25 protein-coding genes and 1 pseudogene are annotated in these 26,749 nt (G+C 69.7%); 9 read left to right on the forward strand and 17 right to left on the reverse strand.

All coding sequences use genetic code 11. The features are described 5' to 3' along the window. Positions 1 to 106 precede the first annotated feature (106 nt). Positions 107 to 706 (reverse strand): cysteine hydrolase, encoded by a 600-nt coding sequence (locus tag AB0915_RS18845; RefSeq protein ID WP_366692151.1) that lies wholly within the window; start codon positions 704 to 706, stop codon positions 107 to 109. A 97-nt stretch (positions 707 to 803) separates the two neighbouring features. Beyond that, positions 804 to 2,048 carry an MFS transporter gene (locus AB0915_RS18850; RefSeq protein ID WP_366692152.1) on the reverse strand — a complete coding sequence of 415 codons (1,245 nt, stop codon included), beginning with the start codon at positions 2,046 to 2,048 and terminating at the stop codon, positions 804 to 806. 136 nt (positions 2,049 to 2,184) lie between these two features. On the opposite strand from AB0915_RS18850, the gene AB0915_RS18855 reads away from it, so the two are divergent. Further along, positions 2,185 to 3,120, forward strand: coding sequence for a LysR family transcriptional regulator (locus AB0915_RS18855; RefSeq protein WP_366692153.1), 936 nt, complete (start codon positions 2,185 to 2,187; stop codon positions 3,118 to 3,120). 446 nt (positions 3,121 to 3,566) lie between these two features. Next, positions 3,567 to 6,764 carry a glycoside hydrolase N-terminal domain-containing protein gene (locus AB0915_RS18860; RefSeq protein ID WP_366692154.1) on the forward strand — a complete coding sequence of 1,066 codons (3,198 nt, stop codon included), beginning with the start codon at positions 3,567 to 3,569 and terminating at the stop codon, positions 6,762 to 6,764. 80 nt (positions 6,765 to 6,844) lie between these two features. Here the strand turns inward: AB0915_RS18860 and AB0915_RS18865 are convergent, their stop codons facing one another. Both AB0915_RS18865 and AB0915_RS18870 read right to left on the reverse strand, forming a co-directional pair. Next, positions 6,845 to 7,018, reverse strand: a complete 174-nt coding sequence (locus AB0915_RS18865; RefSeq protein WP_366692155.1) for a hypothetical protein — start codon at positions 7,016 to 7,018, stop codon at positions 6,845 to 6,847. Positions 7,019 to 7,029: 11 nt separating this feature from the next. Then, positions 7,030 to 7,776, reverse strand: a complete 747-nt coding sequence (locus AB0915_RS18870; protein WP_366692156.1) for a GNAT family N-acetyltransferase — start codon at positions 7,774 to 7,776, stop codon at positions 7,030 to 7,032. A 532-nt stretch (positions 7,777 to 8,308) separates the two neighbouring features. Between AB0915_RS18870 and AB0915_RS18875 the strand changes: the two genes are divergently transcribed. After that, a complete protein-coding gene (locus tag AB0915_RS18875; RefSeq protein ID WP_366692157.1) occupies positions 8,309 to 8,671 on the forward strand; it encodes a hypothetical protein in 363 nt (120 codons plus the stop codon). 204 nt (positions 8,672 to 8,875) lie between these two features. Here the strand turns inward: AB0915_RS18875 and AB0915_RS18880 are convergent, their stop codons facing one another. Further along, positions 8,876 to 9,637 (reverse strand): GNAT family N-acetyltransferase, encoded by a 762-nt coding sequence (locus AB0915_RS18880; RefSeq protein ID WP_366692158.1) that lies wholly within the window; start codon positions 9,635 to 9,637, stop codon positions 8,876 to 8,878. Between the two features lie 245 nt (positions 9,638 to 9,882). Between AB0915_RS18880 and AB0915_RS18885 the strand changes: the two genes are divergently transcribed. Together AB0915_RS18885 and AB0915_RS18890 are read left to right on the forward strand one after the other, a co-directional pair. Next, positions 9,883 to 10,230, forward strand: coding sequence for a hypothetical protein (locus AB0915_RS18885; RefSeq protein WP_366692159.1), 348 nt, complete (start codon positions 9,883 to 9,885; stop codon positions 10,228 to 10,230). Positions 10,231 to 10,436: 206 nt separating this feature from the next. After that, positions 10,437 to 10,874, forward strand: a complete 438-nt coding sequence (locus AB0915_RS18890) for an NAD(P)H-dependent oxidoreductase (protein WP_366692160.1) — start codon at positions 10,437 to 10,439, stop codon at positions 10,872 to 10,874. On the opposite strand, the gene AB0915_RS18895 is transcribed toward AB0915_RS18890, so the two are convergent. The 4 genes from AB0915_RS18895 to AB0915_RS18910 all read right to left on the reverse strand — a co-directional run bounded on the left by AB0915_RS18895 (position 10,832) and on the right by AB0915_RS18910 (position 14,284). Beyond that, positions 10,832 to 11,623, reverse strand: coding sequence for an ABC transporter permease (locus tag AB0915_RS18895; RefSeq protein ID WP_366692161.1), 792 nt, complete (start codon positions 11,621 to 11,623; stop codon positions 10,832 to 10,834). The genes AB0915_RS18890 and AB0915_RS18895 overlap by 43 nt on opposite strands. Continuing rightward, entirely contained in the window at positions 11,620 to 12,627 is a 1,008-nt protein-coding gene (locus AB0915_RS18900; RefSeq protein WP_366692182.1) for an ATP-binding cassette domain-containing protein, read from the reverse strand. Before AB0915_RS18900 ends, AB0915_RS18895 begins: the two co-directional genes overlap by 4 nt. Positions 12,628 to 12,826: 199 nt before the next feature. After that, positions 12,827 to 13,672, reverse strand: coding sequence for a DUF4097 family beta strand repeat-containing protein (locus AB0915_RS18905; protein ID WP_366692162.1), 846 nt, complete (start codon positions 13,670 to 13,672; stop codon positions 12,827 to 12,829). 81 nt (positions 13,673 to 13,753) lie between these two features. Continuing rightward, positions 13,754 to 14,284, reverse strand: a complete 531-nt coding sequence (locus AB0915_RS18910) for a toxin-antitoxin system HicB family antitoxin (RefSeq protein ID WP_366692163.1) — start codon at positions 14,282 to 14,284, stop codon at positions 13,754 to 13,756. Between the two features lie 604 nt (positions 14,285 to 14,888). Between AB0915_RS18910 and AB0915_RS18915 the strand changes: the two genes are divergently transcribed. Next, a complete protein-coding gene (locus AB0915_RS18915; protein WP_366692164.1) occupies positions 14,889 to 15,326 on the forward strand; it encodes a cupin domain-containing protein in 438 nt (145 codons plus the stop codon). 124 nt (positions 15,327 to 15,450) lie between these two features. On the opposite strand, the gene AB0915_RS18920 is transcribed toward AB0915_RS18915, so the two are convergent. The 3 genes from AB0915_RS18920 to AB0915_RS18930 form a co-directional block, all read right to left on the reverse strand. Continuing rightward, positions 15,451 to 15,996, reverse strand: a complete 546-nt coding sequence (locus AB0915_RS18920; protein WP_366692165.1) for a hypothetical protein — start codon at positions 15,994 to 15,996, stop codon at positions 15,451 to 15,453. A gap of 164 nt (positions 15,997 to 16,160) precedes the next feature. Beyond that, positions 16,161 to 16,739, reverse strand: a complete 579-nt coding sequence (locus tag AB0915_RS18925) for a TetR family transcriptional regulator (RefSeq protein WP_366692166.1) — start codon at positions 16,737 to 16,739, stop codon at positions 16,161 to 16,163. Continuing rightward, positions 16,736 to 18,238: an MFS transporter gene (locus AB0915_RS18930; RefSeq protein WP_366692167.1), complete on the reverse strand. Its 1,503-nt coding sequence runs from the start codon at positions 18,236 to 18,238 to the stop codon at positions 16,736 to 16,738. Before AB0915_RS18930 ends, AB0915_RS18925 begins: the two co-directional genes overlap by 4 nt. 169 nt (positions 18,239 to 18,407) lie before the next feature. On the opposite strand from AB0915_RS18930, the gene AB0915_RS18935 reads away from it, so the two are divergent. Then, entirely contained in the window at positions 18,408 to 18,710 is a 303-nt protein-coding gene (locus AB0915_RS18935) for a hypothetical protein (RefSeq protein WP_366692168.1), read from the forward strand. Between the two features lie 187 nt (positions 18,711 to 18,897). Here AB0915_RS18935 and AB0915_RS18940 read toward each other — a convergent pair whose 3' ends face one another. Further along, on the reverse strand, positions 18,898 to 20,355 hold the full coding sequence (locus AB0915_RS18940; protein WP_366692169.1) for a DUF445 domain-containing protein: 1,458 nt from the start codon (positions 20,353 to 20,355) through the stop codon (positions 18,898 to 18,900). 141 nt (positions 20,356 to 20,496) lie between these two features. Between AB0915_RS18940 and AB0915_RS18945 the strand changes: the two are divergent. Then, positions 20,497 to 20,691: pseudogene (locus AB0915_RS18945) on the forward strand (SGNH/GDSL hydrolase family protein); the annotation flags it as partial. An 89-nt stretch (positions 20,692 to 20,780) separates the two neighbouring features. Here AB0915_RS18945 and AB0915_RS18950 read toward each other — a convergent pair. From AB0915_RS18950 to AB0915_RS18965, 4 genes are all read right to left on the reverse strand, one after another. Next, positions 20,781 to 21,434, reverse strand: a complete 654-nt coding sequence (locus tag AB0915_RS18950) for a DUF1707 domain-containing protein (protein ID WP_366692183.1) — start codon at positions 21,432 to 21,434, stop codon at positions 20,781 to 20,783. A gap of 93 nt (positions 21,435 to 21,527) precedes the next feature. Then, positions 21,528 to 22,520, reverse strand: coding sequence for an ABC transporter ATP-binding protein (locus AB0915_RS18955; protein WP_366692170.1), 993 nt, complete (start codon positions 22,518 to 22,520; stop codon positions 21,528 to 21,530). Positions 22,521 to 22,544: 24 nt separating this feature from the next. After that, on the reverse strand, positions 22,545 to 23,417 hold the full coding sequence (locus AB0915_RS18960) for an ABC transporter permease (RefSeq protein ID WP_366692171.1): 873 nt from the start codon (positions 23,415 to 23,417) through the stop codon (positions 22,545 to 22,547). Further along, positions 23,410 to 24,210 carry an ABC-2 family transporter protein gene (locus AB0915_RS18965; protein ID WP_366692172.1) on the reverse strand — a complete coding sequence of 267 codons (801 nt, stop codon included), beginning with the start codon at positions 24,208 to 24,210 and terminating at the stop codon, positions 23,410 to 23,412. Before AB0915_RS18965 ends, AB0915_RS18960 begins: the two co-directional genes overlap by 8 nt. 212 nt (positions 24,211 to 24,422) lie before the next feature. Between AB0915_RS18965 and AB0915_RS18970 the strand changes: the two genes are divergently transcribed. Further along, on the forward strand, positions 24,423 to 26,738 hold the full coding sequence (locus AB0915_RS18970) for a transglycosylase domain-containing protein (protein ID WP_366692173.1): 2,316 nt from the start codon (positions 24,423 to 24,425) through the stop codon (positions 26,736 to 26,738). The last annotated feature ends 11 nt before the right edge of the window (positions 26,739 to 26,749 follow it).

The raw sequence follows: 26,749 nt of genomic DNA on the forward strand, positions 1-26,749 counted from the left end.
GCCGGGCCGCCGGCTCCGGGCCGCTGCCGAGCCGGCGCTGGGGTGCGGGCGGTCGCCACACCGGGTGGATGCGGCGGCCGTGGGTGGGATCGGCTCGTGGTGCGATTCAGTCAGCCCGGAGCAGGGCGTGCAGCTCGGCGGTGTCGATGATGTGGGCCCGTGAGGGGAACACGTGATGGAGCAGGACGTTGTGGACTTCGGTGTCCGGGTCGGCGACGCCGTCGGACAGGACGTAGAGCTGGTAGTCGCGGTCGGCCGCGTCCATGACGGTGGACAGGACGACGCCGCTGGTACTGATGCCGGAGACGACCAGAGTGGTGATGCCGCGCTCGCGCAGCTGCTGGTCGAGGTCGGTGGTGGACATGCCGCCGTAGCGGATCTTGCGCACGATGATGTCGCCGTCCTGGGGAGCCAGGCGCTCGTGGATGGCCGCGGCAGGGTCTTCGTGGTGCATGACGCGGTGTTGGGCCAGCGGGGCGAAGGACTTGTTGGTGCCCGGGATCGCGTCCCAGTCGGCCTCGGTGAAGCCGACGCGTACATAGGCAATGGTGCCGCCGCTTGCACGAACGTCGGCGATGGCACCTTCCATGCGATCGAGCAGGGCTTTGCAGTCCTCGCCTTCGGGCAGCGCGGCCAGGATCGCGGGCTGGTAGTCCATGACGAGAAGAGCGGTGTGCGTGGGGTCGAGTGCGGGGGCAGTGCTCACGCGAGTGTTCTCCTTGCTGGTGGTGTGCCTGGTCGACGCGGACGCGCGTCGACGGGCCAGCTGCAACTGGCTGGTTACAGCGGCGGGTTGCGGGGTGTCATGAGTGGTTACGGGCCGGTTCCGGCTCGTGCTGCGGCGTGTGGTCGTGTCGAGGAAGCAGGAGCGGAGTGGTCAGGATGAGCAGTCCCGCGGCCGTGAGAGCGGTGCGTGGGCTGGTGACATCGGCGAGCAGCCCGCCGAGCGCGGTGAAGACGGCGATGGACGCCTGCTGGCCGATTGACCAGGCCGACAGGGTGCGGGCGACGAGATGCTTGGGCGTGTGTTCGAGCCGGTAGGTGGCGAGCACCGGGGTGTACAGGCTCATGTTGATGATGATCGCCAGCTCGACGGCCATCACGGTGACGAGGCCGACGACGCCGGGACGGACGAAGGCCAGGCCGATCAGCCAGATGGCGCGCAGGGTGCCGACGGTCCGGAAGACCCAGTGCCGGCCGTAGCGGGCCACGACACGGTGGGCCAGCCGGGAGCCGATGAGTCCGCCGAGACAGGGGGCGGCGAAGGCGAGGCCGTACTGCCAGGGTGGGAAGCCGAGTTGGCGAAGCAGGAGCACGGCCAGCAGCGGCTCGGTGGCCATGATCAGACCGGAGACGAGCATGTTGTTGAGGTAGAGCGGCCGCAGACCGGGGTGGCCCATGATGTGTCGCCAGCCGTCGAGCAGTGCGCCCGCCCGGACCGGGCTTTTGTCGGTTGATTGCGGCGCTTCTTCTCTGCCGCGAATCGCGGTGATGCCCAGCGCGGAGAGCAGGTAGCTGAGCGCGTCGGCCACCACGGTGGTGACCGGCCCGAACAGGCCGATCGCCGCCCCGCCCAGCGGTGGCCCGACCGCGATGGAGCTCCAGTTCGTGGACTCGAACCGCGCGTTGGCCACGAGCAGGTCATCCGGCCCTACGAGGGCCTTGAGGTAGGCGCCGCTTGCCGCGTTGAACGCGATCTTGGCCGCAGCGACCAGAGCCGAGATCACGAGCAGCTGGACGAAACTGAGCCAACCGAAGGCATAGGCGACCGGGATCGTCGCCATGGCCACAAACCGGGTCAGGTCCATCGCGATCATGACCGGGCGCTTGCGCCGAAACTCCACCCACGGCGCGAGCGGCACCGCGATCAGCGCACCCACCGCGGGCCCCACCGCAGACAGCGCGGACACCTCAGCGGGGCCGGCATGCAGCGCCAGCACGGCGATCAGCGGCAATGCCCCGAACCCCAGCCCGGACCCATAAGCGCTCACCGCATATGCCGCCCACAGCCAGCCGAACTGCCGGCCCAACCGTCTCCTGCCCACCATGCTCAGCGCGCTCCCCTTGTCCCATCCGAACAAACCGATGTTGACCAATGAGAGCTAAGCGGGCAGGACAACAGCAGGTCAAACAACTGTCTCGCCGACTAATCACAACTAATCGTTGTTCACTATGGTGGTCGGCGTGGATCTCGAAGCCGTACGTACCTTCGTCGCCGTCGCGGAAGCGGGCCAGTTCCAGAAAGCCGCCGTCGACCTGTCGATCACCCAGCAGGCTGTCTCCAAGCGCATCGCCGGACTGGAGCGCGACCTCGGCGTGCGGCTGTTCACCCGCACGCCGCGCGGTGCCGAGCTCACCATCGACGGGCAGGCGTTCCTGCCCCACGCACGCGAGCTGCTGCGCGTCGCCGAGCGCGCGGTCGCGTCCGTGCGCACCGGCCGCCGTCCACTGCGCGTCGACGTGATCAACTCGCGCGGCGCGGCGTCGGGCCTGATGCGCGGCTTCCACCGCGCCCACCCCGAGATCGACCTCGACGTGGTGATGCTGTTCGACGTCGAGACGGCCGTCACCGCCATCCGCTCCGGTGCGATCGATGCGTCCTTCCGCGCCGTCGCCATGCCCGGTCGGCCCCTTCCCGAGGACATCGAGTCCGTCCGGGTGCTCGACGAGCCGCTTCAGCTTCTCACCGGCCCCGCCCACGCGCTGGCGGGCGCCCGGTCGGTGACCGTCGCTCAGCTCGCCGGGCACCGGATCTGGATGCCCGGCATCGTCCCCGGTACCGAGTGGGCCGCCTACTACGACGACCTCGTCGCCGAGTTCGGCCTCACCATCGAGGCGACCGGCCCCAACTTCGGCTCCGACGCGCTCCTCGACACCGTCGCCGACACCCCGGCCCTGGCCACCTTCATGAGCGAGCAGACCCGCCTCGTCTGGCCCGCCGGCCACGGCCTGCGCCGCATCCCGGTGACCGACCCGACGCCCGTCTACCCGCACTCGCTCCTGTGGCACCGCGACAACCCCCACCCGGCGCTGGCCACCCTCCGCGCCCACCTCGCCGCCACAACGGCCGGCCACGACGCCGCCGGGACCTGGGTGCCGGACTGGGTCATTCCGCGCTGAACGCCGCCGAGGTGGGGCGGGAATACGTCGATCGCCTGTCCACTCGCCCGGCCTTGACCAGGAGCTCCGCGAAGTTGCGGCACACGTGGTCCGACTGGCGGCCGGTCTCATCCGGGTGGACCAGTTCCAGCGCTTCCTCCCTGCGGCCCCACTGAAGCAGGATCTCAGCCGTTGCCCAGACGGCCGGGCCGCCAGCCTGCCGCGACGAACGGCTCCATTACTCTGCGGGCTCGCTCGAACTCCCCGGCTCTGCATAGCTCGCGGACCGCGGCTTCGGCGCAGAACCACTCACCCCGCTCGCTCGCGGCCACGATCACCAGGTTCAGTGCCGCACACTCTAGACATCCGATCTGTCGTCCGGTGAAATGGCCTCGCCCTCGGCATACGTCGACGCATCCCCCCCACCCCTCCATTAAAGAACCGATCAATGGGCCAGGAGGTCTCTCGTGACGAATGAACCCCATCCGCAGAGACGAAGCATCCTCAAGTTCGGCGGCGCCCTCGCCCTCACACCGCTGATCACTCAGCTGGCCGGGGGATTCCCTGTGGGACAGGCCGTTGCCGCCGGGGCCGCCGGGCCCGCCGCGCCGGCGTCCGTCCAGTGGCCGACCCTGTCGCGCAAGGCGCTGAAGTATGCGATCCCCGCGATGGACTGGCAGTCGCAGGCCCTGCCGATCGGCAACGGCCGGCTCGGCGCCATGCTCTTCGCCAACCCCTCCGAGGAGCGCGTCCAGTTCAACGAGCAGAGTCTCTGGGGTGGTGTCAACAACTACGACAACGCCCTCGCGGGCAAGCCGGACAGTGATTTCGACACCGGCATGACCGGCTTCGGCTCGTACCGGAACTTCGGTGATGTCGTCGTCACCTTCGCTCGCCGTGTGAAGGTCACGGCCCCGGGGGGACCGTACCGTACCTCCTCGACGGAGGGCGTCGACAAGACGTACGACGGTAACTCGAGCACCAAGTGGTGCATCGAGGCGCCCGGCTCGAAGGTGCAGTGGCAGGTCGAGCTCCCCGACCCCGTCGAGGTCGCGTCCTACCGTCTGACGAGTGCCAACGACGTGCCGCAGCGCGACCCGCAGGAGTGGACGTTCTCCGGTTCCGCCGACGGCGCCACGTGGACCACACTGGACAGCCGCACTCTGGCGACGCCCTTCGAAAGCCGTTTCCAGACGAAGGACTTCACCTGTGCCGACACCGCGGCCTACCGCTTCTACCGGTTCGACTTCGTTCCCCAAGCAGGGGTCAGCCACTTCCAGGTGAGCGAGATCGGTCTGTCCGGCGTCGACCTCGGCGGGGGCGGCTCGATGTACCTGTCGTCGCCCAGCGGGCACTCCGAGGGATCCGGTCGGGCCACGGACATCTCGAGTTCGGTGGACCGCGATCCGGCCACGGTCTGGCGGGTCGACGCCGTCGCACCGGCGATCGTCTGGCAGGCCGACCTGCCCACCACGACCGCCGTCACCTCGTACACGCTGACGGCGGCCCCGGACCGCCCGCACGACGACCCCCGGCGATGGGCACTCGAGGCGTCGCAGGACGGGCAGGCCTGGGTGACCCTCGACACGCAGAACCCCGGTGCGCCCTTCGCCGGCCGCGGCGAGACCCGGACCTTCCGGATCACCAACAGCACGGCCTACCGCACCTACCGGCTCACTTTCACCCCCGGCGAGTCGTCCACCGGCTTCCAGATCGCGGAAGTCGTCCTGGAAGGCAAGGGGTTCGACACGCGCATGCAGTCCACGTTCGTCGACTACCAGCGCGCCCTGGACTTCTTCGAGGGTGTCCACGTCACCCGTTTCGGTGCGCCGGGGCGGCGCGTCCTGCGGGAGGCCTTCGCCAGCCGGTCCGCGGACGTCATGGTCTTCCGGTACACGTCGGACAGCGACCGGGGACTCTCCGGAGCGATCTCGCTGACGTCCGGACAGGATCAGGCCCCGACGACCGTCGACGCCGGCGCCCGGCGGATGGCCTTCAGCGGCGTCATGGGCAACGGCCTCAAGCACGCGTGCACCGCCCAGGTCGTACACACCGACGGCGACTTCAGCACCGACGGGTCGGTGCTCCGGTTCACCGGCTGCACGACCCTGACCCTGCTCCTCGACGCCCGCACCGACTACAAGCTCGACGCCGCCGCCGGGTGGCGCGGAGCCGATCCGGGACCGGTCGTCGCCGCGGCGCTCGCCAAGGCGGCCGCCCGGTCCTACGACGAGATGCGCGACGAGCACACCGCCGAGATACGCGCCCTCATGAACCGCGTCTCCGTCGCCTGGGGCACCTCCGACGACGCCGTCGTCGCCCTGCCGACCAACGCCCGGCTGGCGCGTTACGCGGCGGGCGGGGAGGACCCGACCCTCGAGCAGACGATGTTCGACTTCAGCCGATACCTGCTGATCAGTTCCTCGCGCCCGAAGGGTCTGCCCGCCAACCTCCAGGGTCTCTGGAACGACAGCAACTCACCGGCGTGGGCCTCCGACTACCACACCAACATCAATGTCCAGATGAACTACTGGGGAGCCGAGACGACGAACCTGCCGGAGTGCCACGAGGCACTCGTCGGGTTCATCAAGCAGGTGGCGGTGCCCAGCCGCGTGGCGACCCGCAACGCCTTCGGCAAGGACACACGCGGCTGGACCGCCCGCACCAGCCAGAGCATCTTCGGCGGCAACTCGTGGGAGTGGAACACCGTCGCGAGCGCCTGGTACGCGCAGCACCTTTACGAGCACTGGGCGTTCACCCAGGACCTGGTCTACCTCCGCACCGTCGCCTACCCGATGATCAAAGAGATCTGCGAGTTCTGGGAAGACCGTCTCAAGGAGCGCGAGGACGGACTCCTCGTCTCGCCGGACGGCTGGTCCCCCGAGCACGGGCCGCGCGAGGACGGCGTCATGTACGACCAGCAGATCATCTGGGACCTGTTCCAGAACTACCTCGACTGCGAGGCGGCGCTCGAGACGGATGCCCGCTACCGGGCCAAGGTCGTGGACATGCAGGCGCGCCTCGCGCCGAACAAGATCGGCCAGTGGGGTCAGCTGCAGGAGTGGCAGGAGGACATCGACAGCCCCAGCGACATCCACCGCCACACCTCGCACCTCTTCGCGGTCTACCCGGGCCGCCAAATCACCCCGAAGACGCCCGACTTCGCGGCCGCCGCCCTCGTCTCGCTCAAGGCACGGTGCGGCGAGAAGGACGGCGTCCCGTTCACGGCCGCGACGGTGTCGGGCGACAGCCGCCGCTCGTGGACCTGGCCCTGGCGGGCAGCCCTCTTCGCCCGCCTCGGTGACGGGCACCGCGCCCAGATCATGCTGCGCGGACTGTTGACCTACAACACGCTGCCCAACATGTTCTGCAACCACCCGCCCTTCCAGATGGACGGCAACTTCGGCATCTCGGGCGCCGTGGCGGAGATGCTCCTGCAGAGCCACGACGGCGTCATCCACCTGCTGCCCGCCCTGCCGGACGAATGGAAGGCCAAGGGTTCCTTCACCGGGCTCCGCGCCCGCGGCGGCTACGAGGTCCGCTGTGAGTGGCGCGACGGGAAGGTCACGTCCTACAGGATCGTGGCCGACCGGGCGCGGAACCGGGGGAACGTCACCGTGCGGGTGAACGGCGTCGACACGAAGGTGAAGCCCATCAAGCCCTGACGTCCGCCGTCCACCGGCCGAAGCAGCGCGGCACGGGTCGTCGGCACAGCCGGTCTCTTCACCGGCTGTGCCGACCGGTATCAATCGGCGCGCGCGAGCGCTGCGGGATTCGACCGCGCCGGACCGGTCAGGCCCAGGCGGAAGCCGGTGGCATCCCCGTACCCGACGCCGGTTTGGCCCCGCTTCAGGGCCGCCAGGATGTCCACGGTGAAGCCGTCGTGTCGAAGCGCACCGGCCGCAGGGCCGGGAAGCACTTCTCCTTGACCTACGGCACTACGACAGTCAGTGATGTGCCGGTCAGCTGGAAACCGAGCTTCTCGTAAACGCGGCGGGCCGGATTCGCATCGCTCACCACGAGCGAGACCTCGGCCAGCCCGTCGGCCGCAGCAACGCTGAGCACCTGGCGGAGCAGGTCGGCGCCAAGGCCTGCGTAGCGGGCTTCGGGGCGGCGGAACACGTCCGCGATCCATGGCAGGCCGTCGCGGTCGGTGAGGATCGCCCCAGCAACCACGCGGTCCGTCTCGTCCACCACCAAGGCGCTGCACGGAAGGACCGGCCCGAGGACGGAGCCCTCCAGCATAGGTGCCAGGCGCTCTCTGAGAGCTTCCTCGTCGCTGCCGTGGTGGTGGTCGGGATGGTCGGCAGGAAATGCGGCTCGCCATGCCGGGAACACCTCATCGGCATCGCGGTCGCAAGGGACTGCCCGAAGTCCGTCGCCCAGGTCGCGCGATGACCAGTCGGCCGGTGGCGGACACGCGACCAAGTCCTTCCGCATCTCGTGGGCGTGCCGCATCACCCGGGCACCACGGCGCACCAACTGCTCACCGAGCTCCACAGATCCCGACACCGCCCATCCGGACATGTCGGAGACGATGGTTTCCACGGGGTCGGGGCCGACCACTTCGGCCAGGTCCGCCCATGGATGCCCCTCGCGAACCCCTTGCAGATAGGTCAGGACCGGCACACCTTGCCCATTGGTCAGGGTCTGGCGCTGCTCGTCGTTCTCAGTCACTCTTCACCTTTGCAGATCACGTGTACCTCGACGCGGGCATTCTGCGGTTCCACACCCGTTGCCACAACAGAGTTTCCGTAGCCGCAGCCCACGTCGCGCGTACTCGATGCCGCGGCGACACCCACACCATGGCGGCCGTGGCCGGCGCCCGAGGGGGTACTTGTCTGGGCGGCATCGGGGTGCTACTGATGAAAGGCTCTGGTCGTACCGCAGCTATCGAAGATCGAACTGCGCGCCGCGATCCGGCGCGACCACCGCGGCGGCATGACACTGCGAGAGATCGAGCGCAAGCACAACGTGTCGTGGCGGAAGGCCCGCAAGGCCGAGGACTCGACCTGGCCGGAGCCGAGGACTCGACCTGGCCGGAGCCGAGGAGGAGGCTGCCGCCGCGGGCGCCCACGCCGGATCCCTGCAAGCCGGTGATCCACGGGCGGGCGGATAGGTGCGCCGCACAAGTAGCGGCACACCGCGAACTGCTGACGGCGAGTGTCCCGACACCTGAAGCCCACGACACGGGGGAGACAAAGCCACCATGACACGTGAGACCGCCAGTGCCGCAACGAGTCCGGCATCATGGACCGCACGCATCGCCTGGGGTGTGTTCGGCCTCTTCCTGCTCGCCTGGACGGTGTTCGAGGCGGCAAAGCACACGGGCCTCACCATCCCGTTCGCCGTGATCGGGCTCCTCGTCCCCTTCCTGGCCAGGCTCGCGCCGGGCTCGGCGGCCGTTCAGCACACGCTGCTCCGGGTCTGGATCCCGTTCGCCGTCATGACGGTCTGCTCCGCCGTTCCCGGCCCCTCCGACAACGCCGTCGCGCCCTTCACCTTCGGGATGGCCTGGCTCACCCACATCGCACTGAGGCGCGCTCTGGGATACGGGCTCCGCTCCTCCTGATTGAATGATCAACTCTGCGCATCAACTGCGGATCAACTCCGCGGAGACAGGCCCGCGCCTCGATCTCGAAGCAGCGGGGTGCGGAGATGTCCTCCAGGTTGATGCCCGCGAAGCCGGGGGCACCGGGCGCTGTGGCCACCGACGGACCGGCGGCTGCGGGCGACCAAGGATCAATTCGACAGCGGACGCCGTCCGAGGCCGCACTCAGCCGCGTTCGAAGCAGTGCGACTGACCGATGACCGAGAAGCCGCGGCGCTCGTACCAATAGCGTGGCCAGTCGTCCGCGTCGGCGAGCAGGAACCGCGTACCGCAGCCCGCGTCGGTGGCCATGCGCAGGGCCGTGGCAAGGACCGCGTCGGCGTGGCCGCGGCCGAGGTGAGTCTCGGAGGTCATCAGGTCCTCGATCTGGGCGATGCCGGTTGCCGGGTCCAGGTAGAGATCCGCCCACGAGGCGACCTCGCCCTCCTCCGTGCGGGCTGCCACGAAGTGCACGGAGTCGGCGCCGCGGCGGCGGGTCTCGCGGCGGTCGACGAGGTGGCGTACGACCGCGTCGTCGACGTCCGGGAGGAAGCCGCGCCAGCGCCGGGTGAGCGGCGCACGGATCGCGTCGAAGTCCACCTCCTCCGCGCGGCCGCCGGTCGGCACCGGGCCCGTGTGTGCCATGACCAGCTCGATGGTGTGGGTGTATCCGGCGCGGATCAGCGGCTCCGCGCACGCCCTCCCCGTCTCGTCGTCGAGGACGGTGATCATCCGGAACGGCAGATGTCCCAGCGCCTCGTCCGCGATGCCGGGCAGCGCCTCGGGGGTGACAGGCCCGTCGATGACGACCTGGTTGTTCGCGTGCGAGTGTGCGAAGGCGTCGTCGAGGGCGGCGAATCCGCCCGGGAGATCGATGGTCTGGGCGGCCTGGCGGCGGGCGAAGGCCGAGAGGAACGCGTTGATTCGTTGCAGTTCTGGGCGTGGCATGGGGCGAGCTTAGGGAGCCACGGACCGTGGGCGCCTTCGCTTTTCCGGCCTCACCTCGGGGGGTCCAGGACCTCGTACGGGCTCACCACGTGGGAGTCCGACGAAGTCATCCACCTGGGCGTCGGCAAACCGATTCAGCAGCCCACTTCTGAGTGACTGAACCTGTTCTTTCCGTCATAGGCGCAGGTCACCAGAGCACGCTGGTGCGGTACGTATTCCCCCGCACCGCTCAAGGAGTGCCCTTCATGCGTCTTCGTACCACCGTGGCTGCCGCCCTCGGCGCTCTCGCGCTCGTCGTGACTCTGCCGACCTCGGCCGACGCGGCCTCCGGAGACTTCCTCTACCGGTTCACCGGGCTCGACGGCACCCCGCAGTACGCCGGCCTGATCGACCCGGCGAGCCGGGAGTGCATCACGCTGCCCGAGGTGGCCGACCCTGGCTCGTCGAACCCCGCCGACTCTCCCTGGAACTTCACCGACTCCACCGCCACCGTCTTCACCGACCCCGACTGCGAGGGTGCCTTCTTCACCCTTCGGCCCTTCGGCGGTCACGCCTCCAAGCGGCTGAAGCTCCGTTCTGTCGTGTTCAGCTGATCGTGATTCAGATCCTGACTCCGATCCTGGTCGTCTGACCACGTACCGGTTTCGGACGCCCCGGTTCGAGTCGCCTCGCGCTCGCGCCGGGGCGATCTTCCGCACCACCTGCCGGCAAGACCTGAGCGGCCGGCCGCAGGCGCGACTCCGTCAGCGCGCCGGGGGACGAGGGAATGAGGCGGCGGCCGCTGCGAGTTGCAGCGGACATGCCTACGTCCCGTGTGATCCTCCTGCTGTCCGGAAGCCTGCGCAGCGGCTCCTCCAACGAGACCGTGCTCCGCACCGCGCAGGCCGTGGCACCCCCGCAGGTGCGTACGGTGCGCCCCGAAGGCGGGCTCGCGGGGCTTCCGCATTTCAATCCCGACGACGACAACGAGGCCCTGCTGCCCGCCCCGGTGGCCGCGCTGCGTGCGGCGATCGACGAGGCCGATGCCGTACTCTCGCGGATGACCGGATCCCGCTGTACTGCAGGCTGTTGGTGCGCTGTACCGGTGCGCGTGCCGGCTGGACGCCGACGGGGCGGCGCACGCCGACGTGGTGTCGGAGTACGCCGCCCTGGAGCGGGACGAGTTGCCGGCTGCGGCCCGCAGCCTGTTGCCCCCTACTTCGGGTCGCGGTTGAACACCGACTTGGACCAGACGTAGCCGAGCACGGCCAGCCCCAGGCACCAGACCACGGCCAGCCACCCGTTGTTGCCGATCTCGGTGCCGAGCAGCAGCCCGCGCAGGGTCTCGATGGCCGGGGTGAACGGCTGGTACTCGGCGATCGGCTGGAACCAGCCAGGCATCGCGTCGACCGGGACGAAGGTGCTGGAGATGAGCGGCAGGAAGATCAGCGGCAGGGCGTTGTTGCTGGCGGCCTCGGCGTTCGGGCTGATCAGGCCCATGCCGACCGCGATCCAGGTGAGCGCCGTGGCGAAGAGCACGAGCAGTCCGAACGCCGCGAGCCACTCCAGGACGGTGGCATCGGTGGAGCGGAAACCGATGGCCACGGCGACGGCGCCGACGAGGACCACGCTGATGATCGACTGCAGCACGCTGCCGACGACGTGTCCGATGAGCACGGAGCCGCGGTGGATCGCCATGGTGCGGAAGCGGGCGATGATGCCCTCGGTCATGTCGTTGGAGACGGAGACCGCGGTGCCGATCGTGGTGCTGCCGATGGTCATCAGCACGAGGCCCGGGACGAGATACGCGATGTACTCGGAGCGGTCGGCGCCGCCGCCGCCGATGCCCGCGCTCATCACGTCGCCGAAGATGTAGACGAAGAGCAGCAGCAGCATGATCGGCGTCAGCAGCAGGTTCAGGGTCATGGACGGGTAGCGCCGCGCGTGCAGCAGATTCCGCCGCAACATCGTCGACGAGTCGCGCACGGCGAGGGAGAGGGAGCTCATCGGACATCCTCCTTGGACTGGTTGTTCTGGCTGGGCACGCTGGAGCCGGTCAGGGCGAAGAACACGTCGTCGAGGTCGGGGGTGTGCACGGTCAGCTCGTCCGCCTCGATGCCGGCCGAGTCCAGCCAGTCGAGGATCGAGCGCAGCTCGCGCTGGCTGCCGTCGCTGGGGATCTGCAGCGCCAAAGCCTCGTCATCCCCGGTGGCCTCGCGCAGCGCGGAGGCGGCCGACTGGTACACCGTCGGATCGGAGAACCGGATCCGGACGTGCCCGCCGGGGATCAGCCGCTTCAGCTCGTCGGCACTCCCCTCGGCGACGATCTTGCCGCCGTTCAGCAGCGCGATGCGGTCGGCGAGCTCGTCGGCCTCCTCCAGGTACTGAGTGGTGAGGAAGACGGTGACGCCGCCGGAGACGAGTTCGCGGATGATCTGCCACATGTTGTGGCGGGCGCGCGGGTCGAGGCCGGTGGTCGGCTCGTCGAGGAAGATGATCCGCGGGTTGCCGACCAGGGTCATGGCGATGTCCAGGCGGCGCTTCATCCCGCCGGAGTAGGTGGAGGCGGGCTTCTTTGCGGCCTCGGTGAGGTCGAACCGCTCCAGCAGCTCGGCGGCGACCCGCCGCCCCTCACGCTTGGACAGATGGTGCAGGTCCGCCATGAGGAGCATGTTCTCCTCGCCGGTGATCAGCCCGTCGACGGCGGAGAACTGCCCGGTGACGCCGATCGCGGCCCGCACGGCCTGCGGGTCGGTGGCAAGGTCGTGGCCCGCTACCTGCGCCTGCCCGCCGTCGGCCGCGATGAGCGTGGACAGGATCTTCACTGCGGTGGTCTTGCCGGCGCCGTTCGGGCCGAGCAGCGCGAACACGGTCCCGGCCGGGACGACGAGGTCGATGCCGTCGAGGACGGTCTTGTCGCCGTACGACTTGCGCAGATCGGCTGCGGAGACGGCGGCGGGCGGCTGCTGGCCGTTGCCCGGCCTGGGCGTGGGCATGACAGAAGAAGGCATGGGGCCCTCCCATTCGAAGGAGTGGTGAGCGGTGAAGTGGCCTTGGCTGTAAGGAAAGGAGATGGGGCGGGTCAGGCCCACGCGGCGGATGTCGATGTTGCCGTAGCGAGTGCAGGCCATGACCTCGACGGTGTCCTCGGACTTGTCCGGACTCTCGGACGCAGCGGCGGCGTTGCGCACCTGGCCGTTGAGGGGCCGGTCAGGCCCGGGCGCGGCGGATGTCGATGTTGCCGTAGCGGGTGCGGGCCTTGACCTCGACGGTGTCCTCGGTCTTGTCAGGGCTCTCGGACGCGGCGAGCGCGTTGCGCACCTGCCCGTTGCCCGAGCTGACGTCGAGCCAGGCGGCCGTGCCCTCGCGGACGCCGACCTCGATGGCGCCGTAGGAGGTCTCCAACTGGACGGTGCCACGGGCCACGTCGCCCACGCGCAGGGTGCCGTGCGCGGTGGTCGCGGTGACGGAGCCCTCGGCGCGCTGGATGTCGATGTCGCCGTTGGCTCCGCTCACCCGCAGCTCGCCGATCGCGGCGCCGACGGTCGTGGAGCCGTGCGAGTTCTTCAGGACGGCCGAGCCGTCCACGACACCGACGCGCAGACTGCCGGAACTGGTGGTGATCTCGGCCAGGCCCTCGACCCGGTCCACGGTGATCGAGCCGTGCGACGCGGTCAGCTGCAGCGGGCCCGTCGCATCCAGGCGGACGTCGCCCGACGACGTCTTCACGCGGACCTCGCCGAGCCGGCCCTCACCGAGCACCTGGGTCCAGGAACCGGTCGTGTCGACGCGCGAGCCGGTGGGCAGTTCGACCGTCACGTCGACGCTGCCGGTGGGCCCGACGAGGTAGCGCCCCTTGGGTGTCCTGATGGTCAGCACGCCGCTCGCATAGGTGACCTCGGTCTGCTCGGCGACCCGCACGTCCTTGTCCTTCTTCGGGTCGCGGGGCCGCACCTCGACGACTGTGTCGAGGCGGTCGCTCGCGGAGAACTGGATGGAACCGGCGGCCACGTTGGCGGTGACCGAGATCGGCTGGGGAGTGTCGAAAGAAGGCATGGCTGTCCCGTCCTCTTGGGTCTTCGTGGCGTCCCCGCTGGTGGGACGTGGTGTGGGTGAAGTGGGGCGGGCGGGGCGCGGCTAGCGCACCCAGCCCGTGAAGCTCTGTCCGACGGTGCGGGTGGTGCGGGTCTTCTCCGCCGTACGTGACTGGGTGCCGCCGTCGACCGCGGCCGACACGGCTCGTACCAGCCACGCGTTGACCGACAGGCCCTCGCGGCTCGCGGCCTCCTCGGCGCGCGCCTTCAGGTGGGCGGGCAGGCGCAGATTGACGCGGGCGGTGCCGCCTTCGTCGCCGTCGGCGGGTGCCTGGGCCGGGGCCTTGAGCGGCTCGGCGGGCCCGCTCCTGTCCTCGTACGCCTCGTCGCCCGCCGGCCGCGTCACCACGAAGTCGGGGTCGAGCCCGCGCAGTCGCACGTCGACCGAGCCTGGGGCGAGTTCACGAGTGATCTCGTCCATCGCGGCGGAGAGCACATTGAGCATCGTCAGGCGGGTCGCCGACTCCAGGGGAGCGGTGAGCCGCTCGGCCAGCTCGCGAGCTTCTTCACCACCGGCTTCGGCGGCCACCGCGAGTTCGCGGCGGAGGTTGTCGACATACGGCGTGAGGTCCATGACGTCATAGTGGCACCACTATGGCGCCACACGCAAGCCTGCGAGGGGAACGATTGCGGGCCATGACTCATCCAACGGCTCCGACCTGCGGAAACATGTCGACATCGAGTTGCGTCAAAGCGGTGCCACATGGAGTCTCGACCTCTCTGGCGCAGCGAGTGGTGCCACGTGGCACCACTAGGCGCCAGGTCTGACGCCACACGCACCCAGGGCCGAGACCTCGTGCCGCAGCGGACAACAGGCGTCATGTCCGAGCCGATGCAAGACTGACCATGCACGCCGGGGTCCGGCTGACCGACGCCGCCGTCATTGGGCGTTTTGATGCTCTACCCCGGCAGCTTCGAGTTCCGTCCGGCACATGGGCCGACGGAAGGAGCAATCGATCGCTCAGCAGCACCGGTGACCACGCGGGCCGAAGGGCGGCGATGCCGCACATCGCGAAGGCTTCGGTCGTAGCTGCCGAACAGGCGCGGCAGCAGGAACGACACCAACCTCTCCGCCTCGCCCGAGCCGCATGGGCCGCCATTCCCTACGGGGGTGATCGAAGCTCGCTGTGCGGCCCGGGCGGCTCCACGGACCGTCACGCACCACTGGAGGCTTCATCATGTCGAGCACCGAGCGGGCGAACACCGAGCAGGAACCACGGTCCGAAGCGTGGAAGACCGCGCTGACCGTGCTGCAGACGGCAAAGCCGCCGTACATCCCGGAGGGTGTCGAGGCGATGACCGTTCTCATCGAATTTCCTCCGGGCGACCCCGGCACACCTCCGCACCGGCACTCGGGCCCGGCTTTCGGCTACATGCTGGAGGGGGAGATGCTCTTCGAGCTCGAAGGCGATCCGGAGCGCGTGATCAAGGCCGGGGAAACATTCTGGGAGCCGGGCGGCGACGTCATCCACTATCAGGACGGAAACAACCGGACGGACACCCGGAGCCGGTTCCTCGTGACGATGATGTGCGCGCCGGGTCAGCCCATGCTGACCCTGGTCGATGACGAGGAGCTGGCACAGCGTAAGGACCGGCGGGCTCCGCGTCCTGCCTGACGGCGGGGGTGCGCTCCGCACGCGAACGGCGGGCCGGTTCCCGGACGCCGATGAGCCGACCGGTGTACGGCAATGGCCCACGGGAGCCGAGGAATCGCGTCACGGCGTGGACGACGCGGCCCCGTCAGCGGTAGTCCTCCGGGTGGCCCTGCATCCAGGTGTTGATGCGGTCGCGCGTGCCGAGCAGCTCGGATCGGTGCTTCTCCAGATTGGCCGTGGAGGTGTCGCCGTTCAGGGACGTGCGCAGCGCGGCCACCCACGCCACGGGCTCCTTAAAGCGGCCGGGGCCGTTCGGGTACGCCTTCATCGACGCTTCCAGGCCCACCAGTTGGTCGTTGACCCGGCCCAGGACGTAGCCGCAGTCGCCCGCGCCCGGGGTGCAGGTCTCGCCCAGGGTGGCCTGTAGCGTGGCGAAGGCGTCACGGACCGGTGCGGGCCTGGTCGCGAGTACTTCGGATGCGGCGGCGTCCTCCGCGGCGGCTGACGCCTCGGCGTCCGCATCCCCAGCCTCGGCCGCCTTGGACGCGGCTGCCGCGTTCGCCGACGGCGCCGCGTACGGGACGTCCTCGCCGGCTCCCTCCGTCGTGTCGGCGCTGCTGCAACCCACCAGGAACGCGCCCAGGAGCAGAGGCAGCGCAGCGGCAGTGCGTGCGAACGTACGGACAGACATGAGGCCCCCTCGCCGGTTGACGCAGACCATACCTCACAGTCGGTCGCACCAAGCGGGCCCTGAACTCCTCATTCCGCACGCACAGTTCGCCCGGCCCGTCCGAGTGCCCGTCGCGTCCCGCGTGCCGGCGACCACGCACACCGCACCCGCGGATCGTGCCGCCCTCATCCCGTGATCAGGGTCTGGAGCGCCGGCGCGTACAGGTCCGCGAGGTGTTCGGGGCTGGCCAGCGCACCCGCGCCCTCGCGGTGCAGGCTCAGGGTGGCACCGAGGCCGAGGAGGTGACCGGCGATCAGTTCGGCGCGCAGGGCGCGTTCGTGGCCGGGGAGGCGGGCGGTCAGTGCCTCGGTGACCTGTTTGTGGAAGCGGTCGCGCAGCAGCGAGCGTTCGTCCTGGTTGCCGAAGGAGAACACGACGCGCAGGAGCGGGTCCATCTGCTGTTCGCGGCGACGGCGCACGAGCGTGATCACCATGTGGCGGCCGAGCTCGTCCAGCGGGGCGTCGAAGAGTTCCTCGGCGGCCGGGCCGAAGTCGGCGACCGTGTTGAAGAGTTCTTCCTTGCGGCCGAAGTGCTTGACCACCAGGGAGGGGCTGACTCCCGCGTCGGCGGCGATCCCCCGGATGGTCACATCCGCGTACGGGCGCTGGGTGAACGCCCGCCGGGCCGCCCGCAGAATCGCGTCCCGGCCCGTGCCGGGGTCGATGGGGGCCGGAGCCGGAACGGTGGCCTGGCTGCCGGTCATGTGCCCTCCTCGATCGTGATCGTCCGCGCACCGCCCTTGCGTCCGTCGCGGCTCTCTCCGACCGTACCCGCCCCGGCCGTGCGCCTGCCGGGCAGGAACAGTGTGACCGTCAGCGCCAGCAGCGCCGCGCCCGCCGCGATCAGGAAGACCAGCTGATACGCGTGGAGCGTCGGAGCCGTCCGGCCGCCCGCCCGGAACGTGAGGTTGGCCAGGACGGCGGCCACCGTCGCGCTGCAGAACGCCTGCCCGATCGATCTCATCAGCGTGTTGAGACCGTTGGCCGCGCCCGTCTCGCCCGGCGGGACCCCGCGCATCACCAGCGCGGGCAGCGCCGAGTACGCGATGGCCGTGCCCGACGAGACGACCGTCGCACCGGCGATGATCAGCCACAGGCTGTGGCTGGTGAAGTACCGCACCACGTAGCCGACGGCGATGATCCCGGCCGCCAGCGTCAGACTGACCTTCGGTCCGTACGCCGCGGAGATCCGTGCCGAGACCGGCGAGAGCGCCACCATCGACACGCCGCCCGGCAGCAGGCACAGTCCGCTGACGACGAGCGAGGCGCCGAGCCCGTAGCCGGTCGCCTTCGGCTCCTGCACCATCTGTGCGGTGACCAGCGAGTTCGCGTAGAAGGCGAAGCCGATCAGCAGAGCTGCGACGTTGGTCAGCAGGACGGCCGGGCGGGCCGAGACCCGCAGGTCGACCATGGGCGTCGTCACGCGGAGCTCGTAGGCGCCCCAGAGCAGCGCCACGACGACGGCGGCGACGAGCAGTCCGACCGTGCGGGTCGACGTCCAGCCCCAGTCGGCGCCCTGTGTCACCGCGAGCAGCAGACAGACCAGGGCGGCGGACAGCCCGAGCGCGCCGACGGCGTCGAAACGGCCGCGCGAGCGCAGCGGGGACTCGGGTACGCAGCAGAGCACCAGCACGATGTCGATGAGGCCGATCACTCCCGACACCCAGAACATGGTGTGCCAGTCGAAGTGCTCGACGACGAGCGCGGCGACCGGCAGCCCGACGGCCGCACCGATGCCGAGCGTCGAACTCATCAGGGCGACGGCGGAGAGGACACGCTCGGGCGGGAGTTCGTCGCGCAGGATGCTGATGCCCAGCGGTACGACGGCGAGCGCGGCGCCTTGGAGGGCGCGGCCGGTGATCAGTACGCCGATATGGGAGCTGACCGCGCAGAGCACCGAACCGATGACCAGCACCGCGAGCGAGGCGACGAGCACCCGCCGCTTGCCGTACATGTCGCCGGCCCGGCCCAGCACGGGCGTGAAGACGGCGCCGGTGAGGAGCGTGACGGTGACCAGCCAGCTCGCGGCGGCCGGGGTCGCGCCGGTGAGAGCCGGGATGTGCGGCAGAAGCGGGACGACGATCGTCTGCATGATCGCGACCACGACCCCGCAGAAGGCGAGGACACCCACGGCGAAACGGGGGTGGTGCGGGGTCGGCGTCCGGGCGGCTGCCCCGTCGGGGGCAGATGGGTCCGCGGGCATGCGATCTCCGTGGGGTGCTCGGCGGTGGCGGTGGACGCCAGGGGTGCACAGACGTTCACCTCCTAGGGTAAACGCATGTGCACCCCCTGGGGAGCCGGGTGTCCGCCAACCGCGTTAGCCTCGGAAGCCACAGCAAGAGCCACGACACGAGAAGGCGAAGGTGGCGGCGATGGCAAAGGTTCCTACAGCGGCAGTGGCGGCGAGCGGACTCGTCGGCGGATACGCGGTCGCGCGGTGGACCAAGAAGCGGCCGCTCGGCGGGGTCGCGCTCGCCGCAGCGGGCACGGTCGCCGCGTACGAGTGGAACCGGCAGGCCGGACCGCGTGCGGCCGTCGCACTGACCACGGCGTACGTCGCCGCGTTCGCCGGATCGCACCCGCTGGCCAAGAAGGTCGGCGCCTGGCCCGCCGTCTTCACCGTGGCGGGCACCGTCGCCGCCGCGTCGTGGGCGGTCACCCGCCGCGCCGCCTGAGGAATTCTTCCCGCCAGGCCCGCAGCACACGGAACGCGGGCGCGCCGGGGCCCGTATTCAAGAGCACACCCCGCGTAAGAGGCCGCGCACAGAAGACGCCGCCCCACCTCTGTGCGCGGCTCAAAGCCGGGTGCGTACCCGTACGACAGGACGGGTACGCACCCGGACCCTCACCGGGGGACGGTGCTCAGGCGCCCAACGCCTGCGACACCGTGTAGATCAGCAGGCCCGCCAGCGCACCCACCACTGTGCCGTTGATCCGGATGAACTGCAGGTCACGGCCGATGTGCGCCTCGATCTTCTTCGAGGTCTGTTCCGCGTCCCAGCTCGCGACCGTGTCACTGATCAGCGAGGTGATCTCCGTGCGGTACCTCGTGACGACATGCACCGCCGCATCCTCCAGCCAGCCCTCCAGCTTGGCCTGCATCCGCCCGTCCGTCGCCAGCCGCGCGCCGAACGTCAGCAGCGAGGCGCGCGCCCGCAGCCGCAGCTCGCTCTGCTCGTCCTCCGCCGCCGCGATGATCATCGTGCGTACCGACGACCAGGCCGACGCGATGACCTCCTGGACCTCCCCGCGCCCCAGGATCTCCGTCTTCAGCCGCTCCACCCGCGCCCGGGTGTCCGAGTCGGTCTGGAGGTCGGCCGCGAAGTCCGTCAGAAACGTGTCGATCGAGGCGCGCGCCGGATGCCCCGGCATGTCCCGCATCTCCGTCACGAAACGCAACAGCTCCTTGTAGACCCGCTCCCCCACCCGCTTGTCGACGAACCGCGGCGTCCACCCCGGCGCCCCGCCCTGCACCGCGTCCATCACGGAGTCGCCGTGCAGCACCAGCCAGTCGTGCGCACGTACACAGATCAGGTCCACGACCCGGCGGTGGCCGCCGTCGGCGACGATCTTCTCCAGCATCTTTCCGAGGCCGGGGCCGACCTCCGCCGCGTTCGCCCGCCGGGTGATCGCCTCAGCCACCACGGCCTGCACGTCCGAGTCCCGCAGGACCGTCAGCGCGCCGCGCAGCGCGGTCGCCAGCTCCGCGGTGACCCGGTCGGCGTGGTCCGGCTCCGCCAGCCAGCCACCGAGCCGGCGGCCGATGCCCAGCGCCTGGATCCGGCCGCGCACGACGTCGCCCGACAGGAAATTCTCCCCGACGAAGGAACCCAGAGAGGTCCCGAGCTGGTCCTTCTTGGTGGGGATGATGGCGGTGTGCGGGATCGGCAGGCCCATCGGACGCTTGAACAGCGCCGTGACGGCGAACCAGTCGGCCAGCGCACCCACCATCCCCGCCTCGGCGGCCGCGGCGACGAAGCCCGGCCAGCCGCCCACACCCGCGCTCTTCGCCCAGGTGGCGAGGACATACACGAGCGCGACGAGCAGAAGAAGGCCGGTGGCCGTGGTCTTCATGCGGCGCACACCACGCCGCTTCTCCTCGTCCGCGGCCGTGTACGCGAAGGAAGCGAGAGGGGCGGGGCGTGCGGGAGCGGACGCCGCTGTGCCGGAGCTCACGCCCGCGCCGCCACGTGCCTGTGCCGGCTCGGCCGGTCCGCCGCCCGGCTCGCCCGACCTGGTCCGTTCCATCCGTTCCATCCGCTCCACCCGCTCCACCCGTCCGCGTCCGCGTACGTATCGCCCCCGGCGCCCCGTACGCATTGTCCCTACCTGACGTACTCCCGGGCAGCATGTCGAGTTCCCGGCACTGTGCCCCATCATGAGCCCAGCCCCCGTCACCACGAGGAGACACCCCGCCCATGCCCAGGCGCCAGGGAACGGCCCTGCTCATCGCCCTCGTGGCGGGCAGGCGGCGTCTTCGACGAGGTCGTCGACTTCGACCGGGCGGCACGCGACCCGTACCGACCCGGCCGGCTCCGCCCGGCGTACGACTGCGGCGACCATCTCCATCTCAACGACGCCGGATATCTGCAGCTGGGCCGGCAGGTGGACCTGCGGAGCCTCCACCAGACGGCTCCGGCGTCCGACCAGCTCTGAGAAAGCGACGCGGCGGGCGATGCGTCCGCCGCGACCTTACGGCCTGCCCCGCGACAGGGAGTGGGGCAGGCCGTCAGCTCCGGACGGACTCATTCGCCGCCGAGCCCCTTCTTCAGCTGCCGGGCACGCTCCCTGTCCGCCTTCGTCCGCTTGAGCACCACACCGACCCCGCCCATCAACGCGAGCCCGGTGATCCGCACCCGCGGCGAACCCGGCGAAGGGGTGCCCTCGCCCGTCGCCCGGTCGCCGAAGCCGCCCAGGATGCCGATGCCGCTGACCTTGACATTCAGCTCCGGCGGGACCGTCACCTGCATCCCACCCATGATCGTGAAGCAGCGGATGACGACCTCGCGGTCCTCGAAACGGGCCTCACGCAGATCGATCTCGCCGCCGCCCCACATCGTGAACGCGGTGAACTTCCGGCCCACCGTCCACCTGCCCTTGCGCCGGAACCCGCCCCAGACGGCGAACGCACCCCCCGACGTGGCAGGACCGCCGATGCGTTCCGCCCAGTCGGTGCCCGCCGAACCCGTGCGTGCGGGCGCCCCGCCCGCACCCACCGGCGCCACCGCCCCGCCCGGTGCCGGAAGATCGCGGACGAGCAGCTCCAACTCCCCATGTGTACGCGCCTTGTAGGCCGCGTCGAGCCGCTGCTCGAACTCCTGCATCTGCAGGCGGCCCTCGGCCACCGCGTCGCGCAGGACCTCGGCAACACGCTCACGCTCGGCATCGGAAGCACGCATGTCCGGAAGTTCGCTCGTCATGCCGTGCAGCCTATTGAAATCGCCCGCTCACGTCACCGATCCACCACGCCCGGTCGGGGCACACACTGCCGGTCACGACACTCGCGCTTCGGCCGACGCGCACATCTTCGCGATCACGGCCTCGATGTCCGGCTCCCGCACCGAGAGATCCACCAGCGGATACTCCGCGGCGATCCGCGCCACGAGCGGCGCCGCCGAACCCGACGCCGGAAAGGCCAGCCACTGCCTCGGCCCCTCCACCTTCACCGTACGCACCGAAGGCTCCGACTCCAGTCGGATCGGCGGGAGTTCACGCTCCAGGTCCACAACCAGCGTGCGCTCGCTCTCGCCGACCTCATGCAGCCCGGCGAGCGCACCGTCGTACATCAGGCGGCCGTGATCGATCACCATCACCCGCCGGCAGAGCTGCTCGATATCCGTCAGATCGTGCGTGGTGAGCAGCACCGTCGTACCCCGCTCGGCATTCAAGTCCCGAAGAAACCCACGGACCTTGGCCTTGGAGACCACATCCAGACCGATCGTCGGCTCATCCAGATACAGCACCTCCGGGTCGTGCAACAGTGCCGCCGCGATGTCGCCGCGCATCCGCTGCCCGAGCGACAACTGCCGCACCGGCACATCCAACAGCGCTCCCAGATCAAGGAGTTCGACACAGCGGTCCAGGTTCTCCCGGAACCGGGCGTCGGGGACCCGGTACATCCGGTGCACCAGCCGGTACGAGTCGCGCAGCGGCAGGTCCCACCAGAGTGTGGTGCGCTGACCGAACACCACACCGATCCGGTGCGCCAGCCTCGTACGCTCCTTCGAAGGGTCGATGCCCGCGACCCGCAACCGCCCGCCGCTCGGGGTGAGGATGCCCGTCAGCATCTTGATCGTGGTCGACTTGCCCGCGCCGTTCGGACCGATGTAGCCGACCATCTCGCCGCGCTCCACCCGGAAGCCGATCCCGTCGACCGCGCGGACCTCGCGCCGCTCGCTGCGCAGAAAACCCGTCCTGCGGCGCACCTCGAAGACCTTCTCGACACCGTCGAGCTCAATGAAACCCGTACCCGTACCCGTAGCCATGCCCCGTCCTCGCTCCACTCGTCCTCAGTTGCCCGTGCTCCGGTACGAGCGCAGCCCCGCCCGCCACGCCGCCCCCGCGAGCACCCAGCACACCCCCGCCACCACCGGCGGCAGGAACGCCACCCACTCCGGCAGCCCCAGCGGGTACTCCCGGCCCAGCACATACAGCGCGGGCAGCCAGTTCACGAAGGCCAGCGGCACCACGAACGTCACCCCGCGCACCAGGTCCTTCGCGAAGATGGTCGGCGGGTACTGCAGCAGCGTGTTCCCGCCGTACGTGAAGGAGTTCTGCACCTCCGCCGCGTCCTGCGCGAAGAACTGGAACGCCGCCCCGCCCACGAACACCGCGCCGAAGACCGCCGCCCCGCTCAGCAGCATCAGCGGGATCATCACCACCTTCAGTGGCGTCCACGCGATGTCCAGCACCGCCAGCCCGTAACCGAGCACCAGCAGCCCCTGCGTGATCCGCCCCAGCCTGCGCAGTGCGAACCGGTCCGCCGCCACCTGGGCCAGCACCGGAACCGGGCGCACCAGCAGCGTGTCCAGCGTGCCGTCCCGGACCCGGCGGCCCAGCCGGTCCATCGACCCCAGCACCAGATCGGCCAGCCCGAACGCGGTGCCCGAAGCCCCGTACAGCAGGGCGATCTCCGGCAGCGTGTAGCCGCCCAACTCGTCGACGTGCGCGAACATCAGCAGGATCGCGACGAAGTCGAAGCCCGTCGCCGCGAAGTTCCCGAACGCCGTCATGGCGAACGAAGCACGGTACGCCATCGTCGACCGCAGCCACATCGCGACGATCAGCCCGTACGCACGAACCCCTTCGACCAGCCTCGACCGCTCGGCGAACACCGCATCGGGAACCTCGACGGCCCTCGAGACCTCGGCGACCTCAGCCACCCTGAACCACCACCCTCCGCGTCGCCACCGACTGCACCAACCGCCCCGCCAGCAACAACGCCAGCGCCCAGCCGCCCTGGAAAGCGAACGCCTCCACCAGCCCCCACCCCGTGTGCTTCCCGAGGAACACATCGGCCGGCACCTGGAGCAGCGCCGACCACGGCAACGCCCGCGCCACCTCGCCCAGCGCCCCCGGGAACAACGTCAGCGGAAGCAGCATCCCCGAGAAGAACAGCCCCGCCAGGAACGCGATCTGCGCCGCGCCCGCCCCGTCCATCAGCCAGAACGCGGACAGCGCCACCAGATAGCGCAGAGCGAAACTGACCACGACCCCGAGCATCACCGAAACCAGGAACGCCAGCCAGACCCCCGGCGAGCCGGACAGAGCCAGTGGGAACGCCAGCGCCCCCAGCACCATCGGCACCACGCCACGCGCCAGCAACTGAAACGCTGCCCGCCCCAAGTCACCGGCCAGCCACCACAGTTGAAGATCGACCGGCCGGTAGAGGTCGACCGCCACATCGCCGGTACGGATCCGCTCGACCAACTCGTCCTCGAAACCGCCGCCCATCATCGCGGAGGTCGCCAGCAGCGCCTGCCCCAGCCACACATACGTCAGCGCCTGGGACAGGTCGTAGCCGCCGAGGTGCGGACGCTCGTCCCACAGCGCCGTATAGGTGTACGCCAGGATGAAACCGAAGACGGTGTTGGTGAACACCCCCGCCGCCGTCGCGATCCGGTAGGTGGCATGGCGCCGGAACCCGCCCGCCGCAACCACCGCGTACAACCGCATCCCCATCACCCCCGTGCTCGTTCGCACTCGTGCGCCCAACCGCGTTGGACACCAAAGCGCACGACCCTAGTGCAGCGGGAACAGCCACCGCGACCGCTTTTCGGCGGCCGATCCGGGAGTGATCGCAGGTCGGCCCGGGGTTGATCCAGGGCTTATTCCATAAAAAAGGGCACTATGGGGGAATTGACCGCACCCGAGGAGTCTTCACCGACATGAGCGACGAGCCACAGCAGCAGAGCGGGGGGCCCGGCAACGGGAACCGGGCCCCGAGGGACCCCTCTGCCGGCACCGGCGCCCCCGCAGGCCCAACCGCCCCCGGCAGGAAGAAAAAGGGAAGCAGGAACCGCCCCGGACGCACCGGCTGGCGCCGCGCCGTCCCCACCTGGCGGGTGACGCTCGCCACGCTCCTCGTCAGCGCCCTGATCCTGATCGGCGGATTCATCGCCGGATACCAGCTCGTCGGCATCCCGCCCGCCAACCCCACCGCCACCGCGCAGTCCAACGTCTACCTCTACAAGGACGGCAGCTTCATCGCCCGCGACGGCGAGATCAACCGGCAGAACATCCAGCTCGCCCAGGTCCCCCTCAACGTCCAGCACGCCGTCCTCGCCGCCGAGGACCGGAGCTTCTACTCCGAACGCGCCGTCGACATCAAGGCCATGGCCCGCGCCGGCTGGAACACCCTCACCGGCAAGGGCAAACAGGGCGGCTCCACCATCACCCAGCAGTTCGTGAAGAACTACTACCTCGGCCAGGAACAGACCCTCATGCGCAAGGCCAAGGAGTTCTTCATCGCCATCAAGCTCAACCGCGAAGTGAGCAAGGACCAGATCTTCGAGGGCTACCTCAACACCAGCTACTTCGGCCGCAACGCCTACGGCATCCAGGCCGCGGCACAGGCGTACTACGGCAAGGACATCGGCCGCATCACCACCACCGAAGGCGCGTACCTCGCCTCCCTGCTCAACGCCCCCAGCGCATACGACGTCGTCGTCCACCCCGAGAACAAGGCCGCAGCCGTCGCCCGCTGGAACTACGTACTCGACGGCATGGTCAAGGAGAACTGGCTCAGCGCATCCGAACGCGCCACCATGCGGTTCCCCGCGCCCAACAAGGTGAAGACCTCCACCGGACTCTCCGGACAGCGCGGCTACATCGTCCAGGCCGTCAAGGACTACCTCACCACCCACAAGATCATCGACGAGGACACGCTCGCCACCGGCGGCTACCGCATCACCACCACACTGGAGAAAGAGAAACAGAACGCCCTGGTCAAAGCCGTCAACGACAACGTGATGTCGATGACGAGCACGGAGCGCCCGGCCGACCGCAACGTCCGCGTCGGCGGCGCCTCCATCGACCCCTCGAACGGCCGGGTCGTCGCCATGTACGGCGGCATCGACTACACCAAGCAGTACGTCAACAACGCCACCCGCCGCGACTACCAGGTCGGCTCCACCTTCAAACCGTTCGTCTTCACCTCCGCCGTCGCCAACCGGTCCACCACCCAGCACGGCCGGCGCATCACCCCCAACACCGTCTACGACGGCACCAACCGACGCATGGTGCGGGGCCCGAACGGACCCACCGGATACGCCCCCGCCAACGAGGACGACATCAGCTACGGACCCATCACCGTCCGAGCCGCCACCGACAAGTCCGTCAACGCCGTCTACGCGCAGATGGCCCAGGACGTCGGCCCCGGCAACGTCGAAGACACCGCCATCGGCCTCGGCATCCCCAAGAACACCCCCGACCTGACCGCCTCGCCGTCCATCGCACTCGGCACCGCCACCGCCAGCGTCCTCGACATGACCCAGGCGTACGCGACACTCGCCAACCACGGCAGGCACGGCACCTACACCCTCGTCGACAAGATCAGCAAGGACGCCGAGGAACTCGCACTCCCCGGCCGTCACACCAAGCAAACCGTCAGCCGCGAAGCCGCCGACACCACCACCTCGATCCTGCAGAGCGTCGTCGAAAACGGATCGGGAACCGCCGCCCAGGGCGCCGGCCGCCCCGCCGCCGGCAAGACCGGCACCGCCGAGGAGGACAAGGCCGCCTGGTTCGCCGGCTACACCCCGAACCTCGCGACCGTCATCGCCGTCATGGGCCAGGACCCCGACACCGGCGTACAGAAACCGCTCTACGGAGCACTCGGCCTGTCCCGCGTCAACGGCGGCGGCACCCCCGCCCAGATCTGGGCCCAGTACACCGGCGCCGCACTCAGCGGCAGCAGCATCGAAGAATTCAACCTCGAACTCGAAAGGGGCGCCGGCGAACCCGCCCTGCCCACCGGCGAAGGCACCGGCCCCACCAACACCGGAACCCCGCCCGAGACACCGTCCGGCCCACCGCCGAGCACCCCGCCCACCAGCCCCGCCGGCAGCGGCCCCGCCACCCCGGCACCGCCCGCCGGCCCCCTGGACGGCGGCAGCGCGGACATCTTCGGGAACGACAACGGCGGCATCGGAGAACTCTTCCCGCAGGGCGCCGACGGCACCCTGGGGACCACAAACGAGTGACCTACGGGGCT

Source organism: Streptomyces sp. NPDC048411 (assembly GCF_040704695.1).
Lineage (GTDB): Bacteria > Actinomycetota > Actinomycetes > Streptomycetales > Streptomycetaceae > Streptomyces.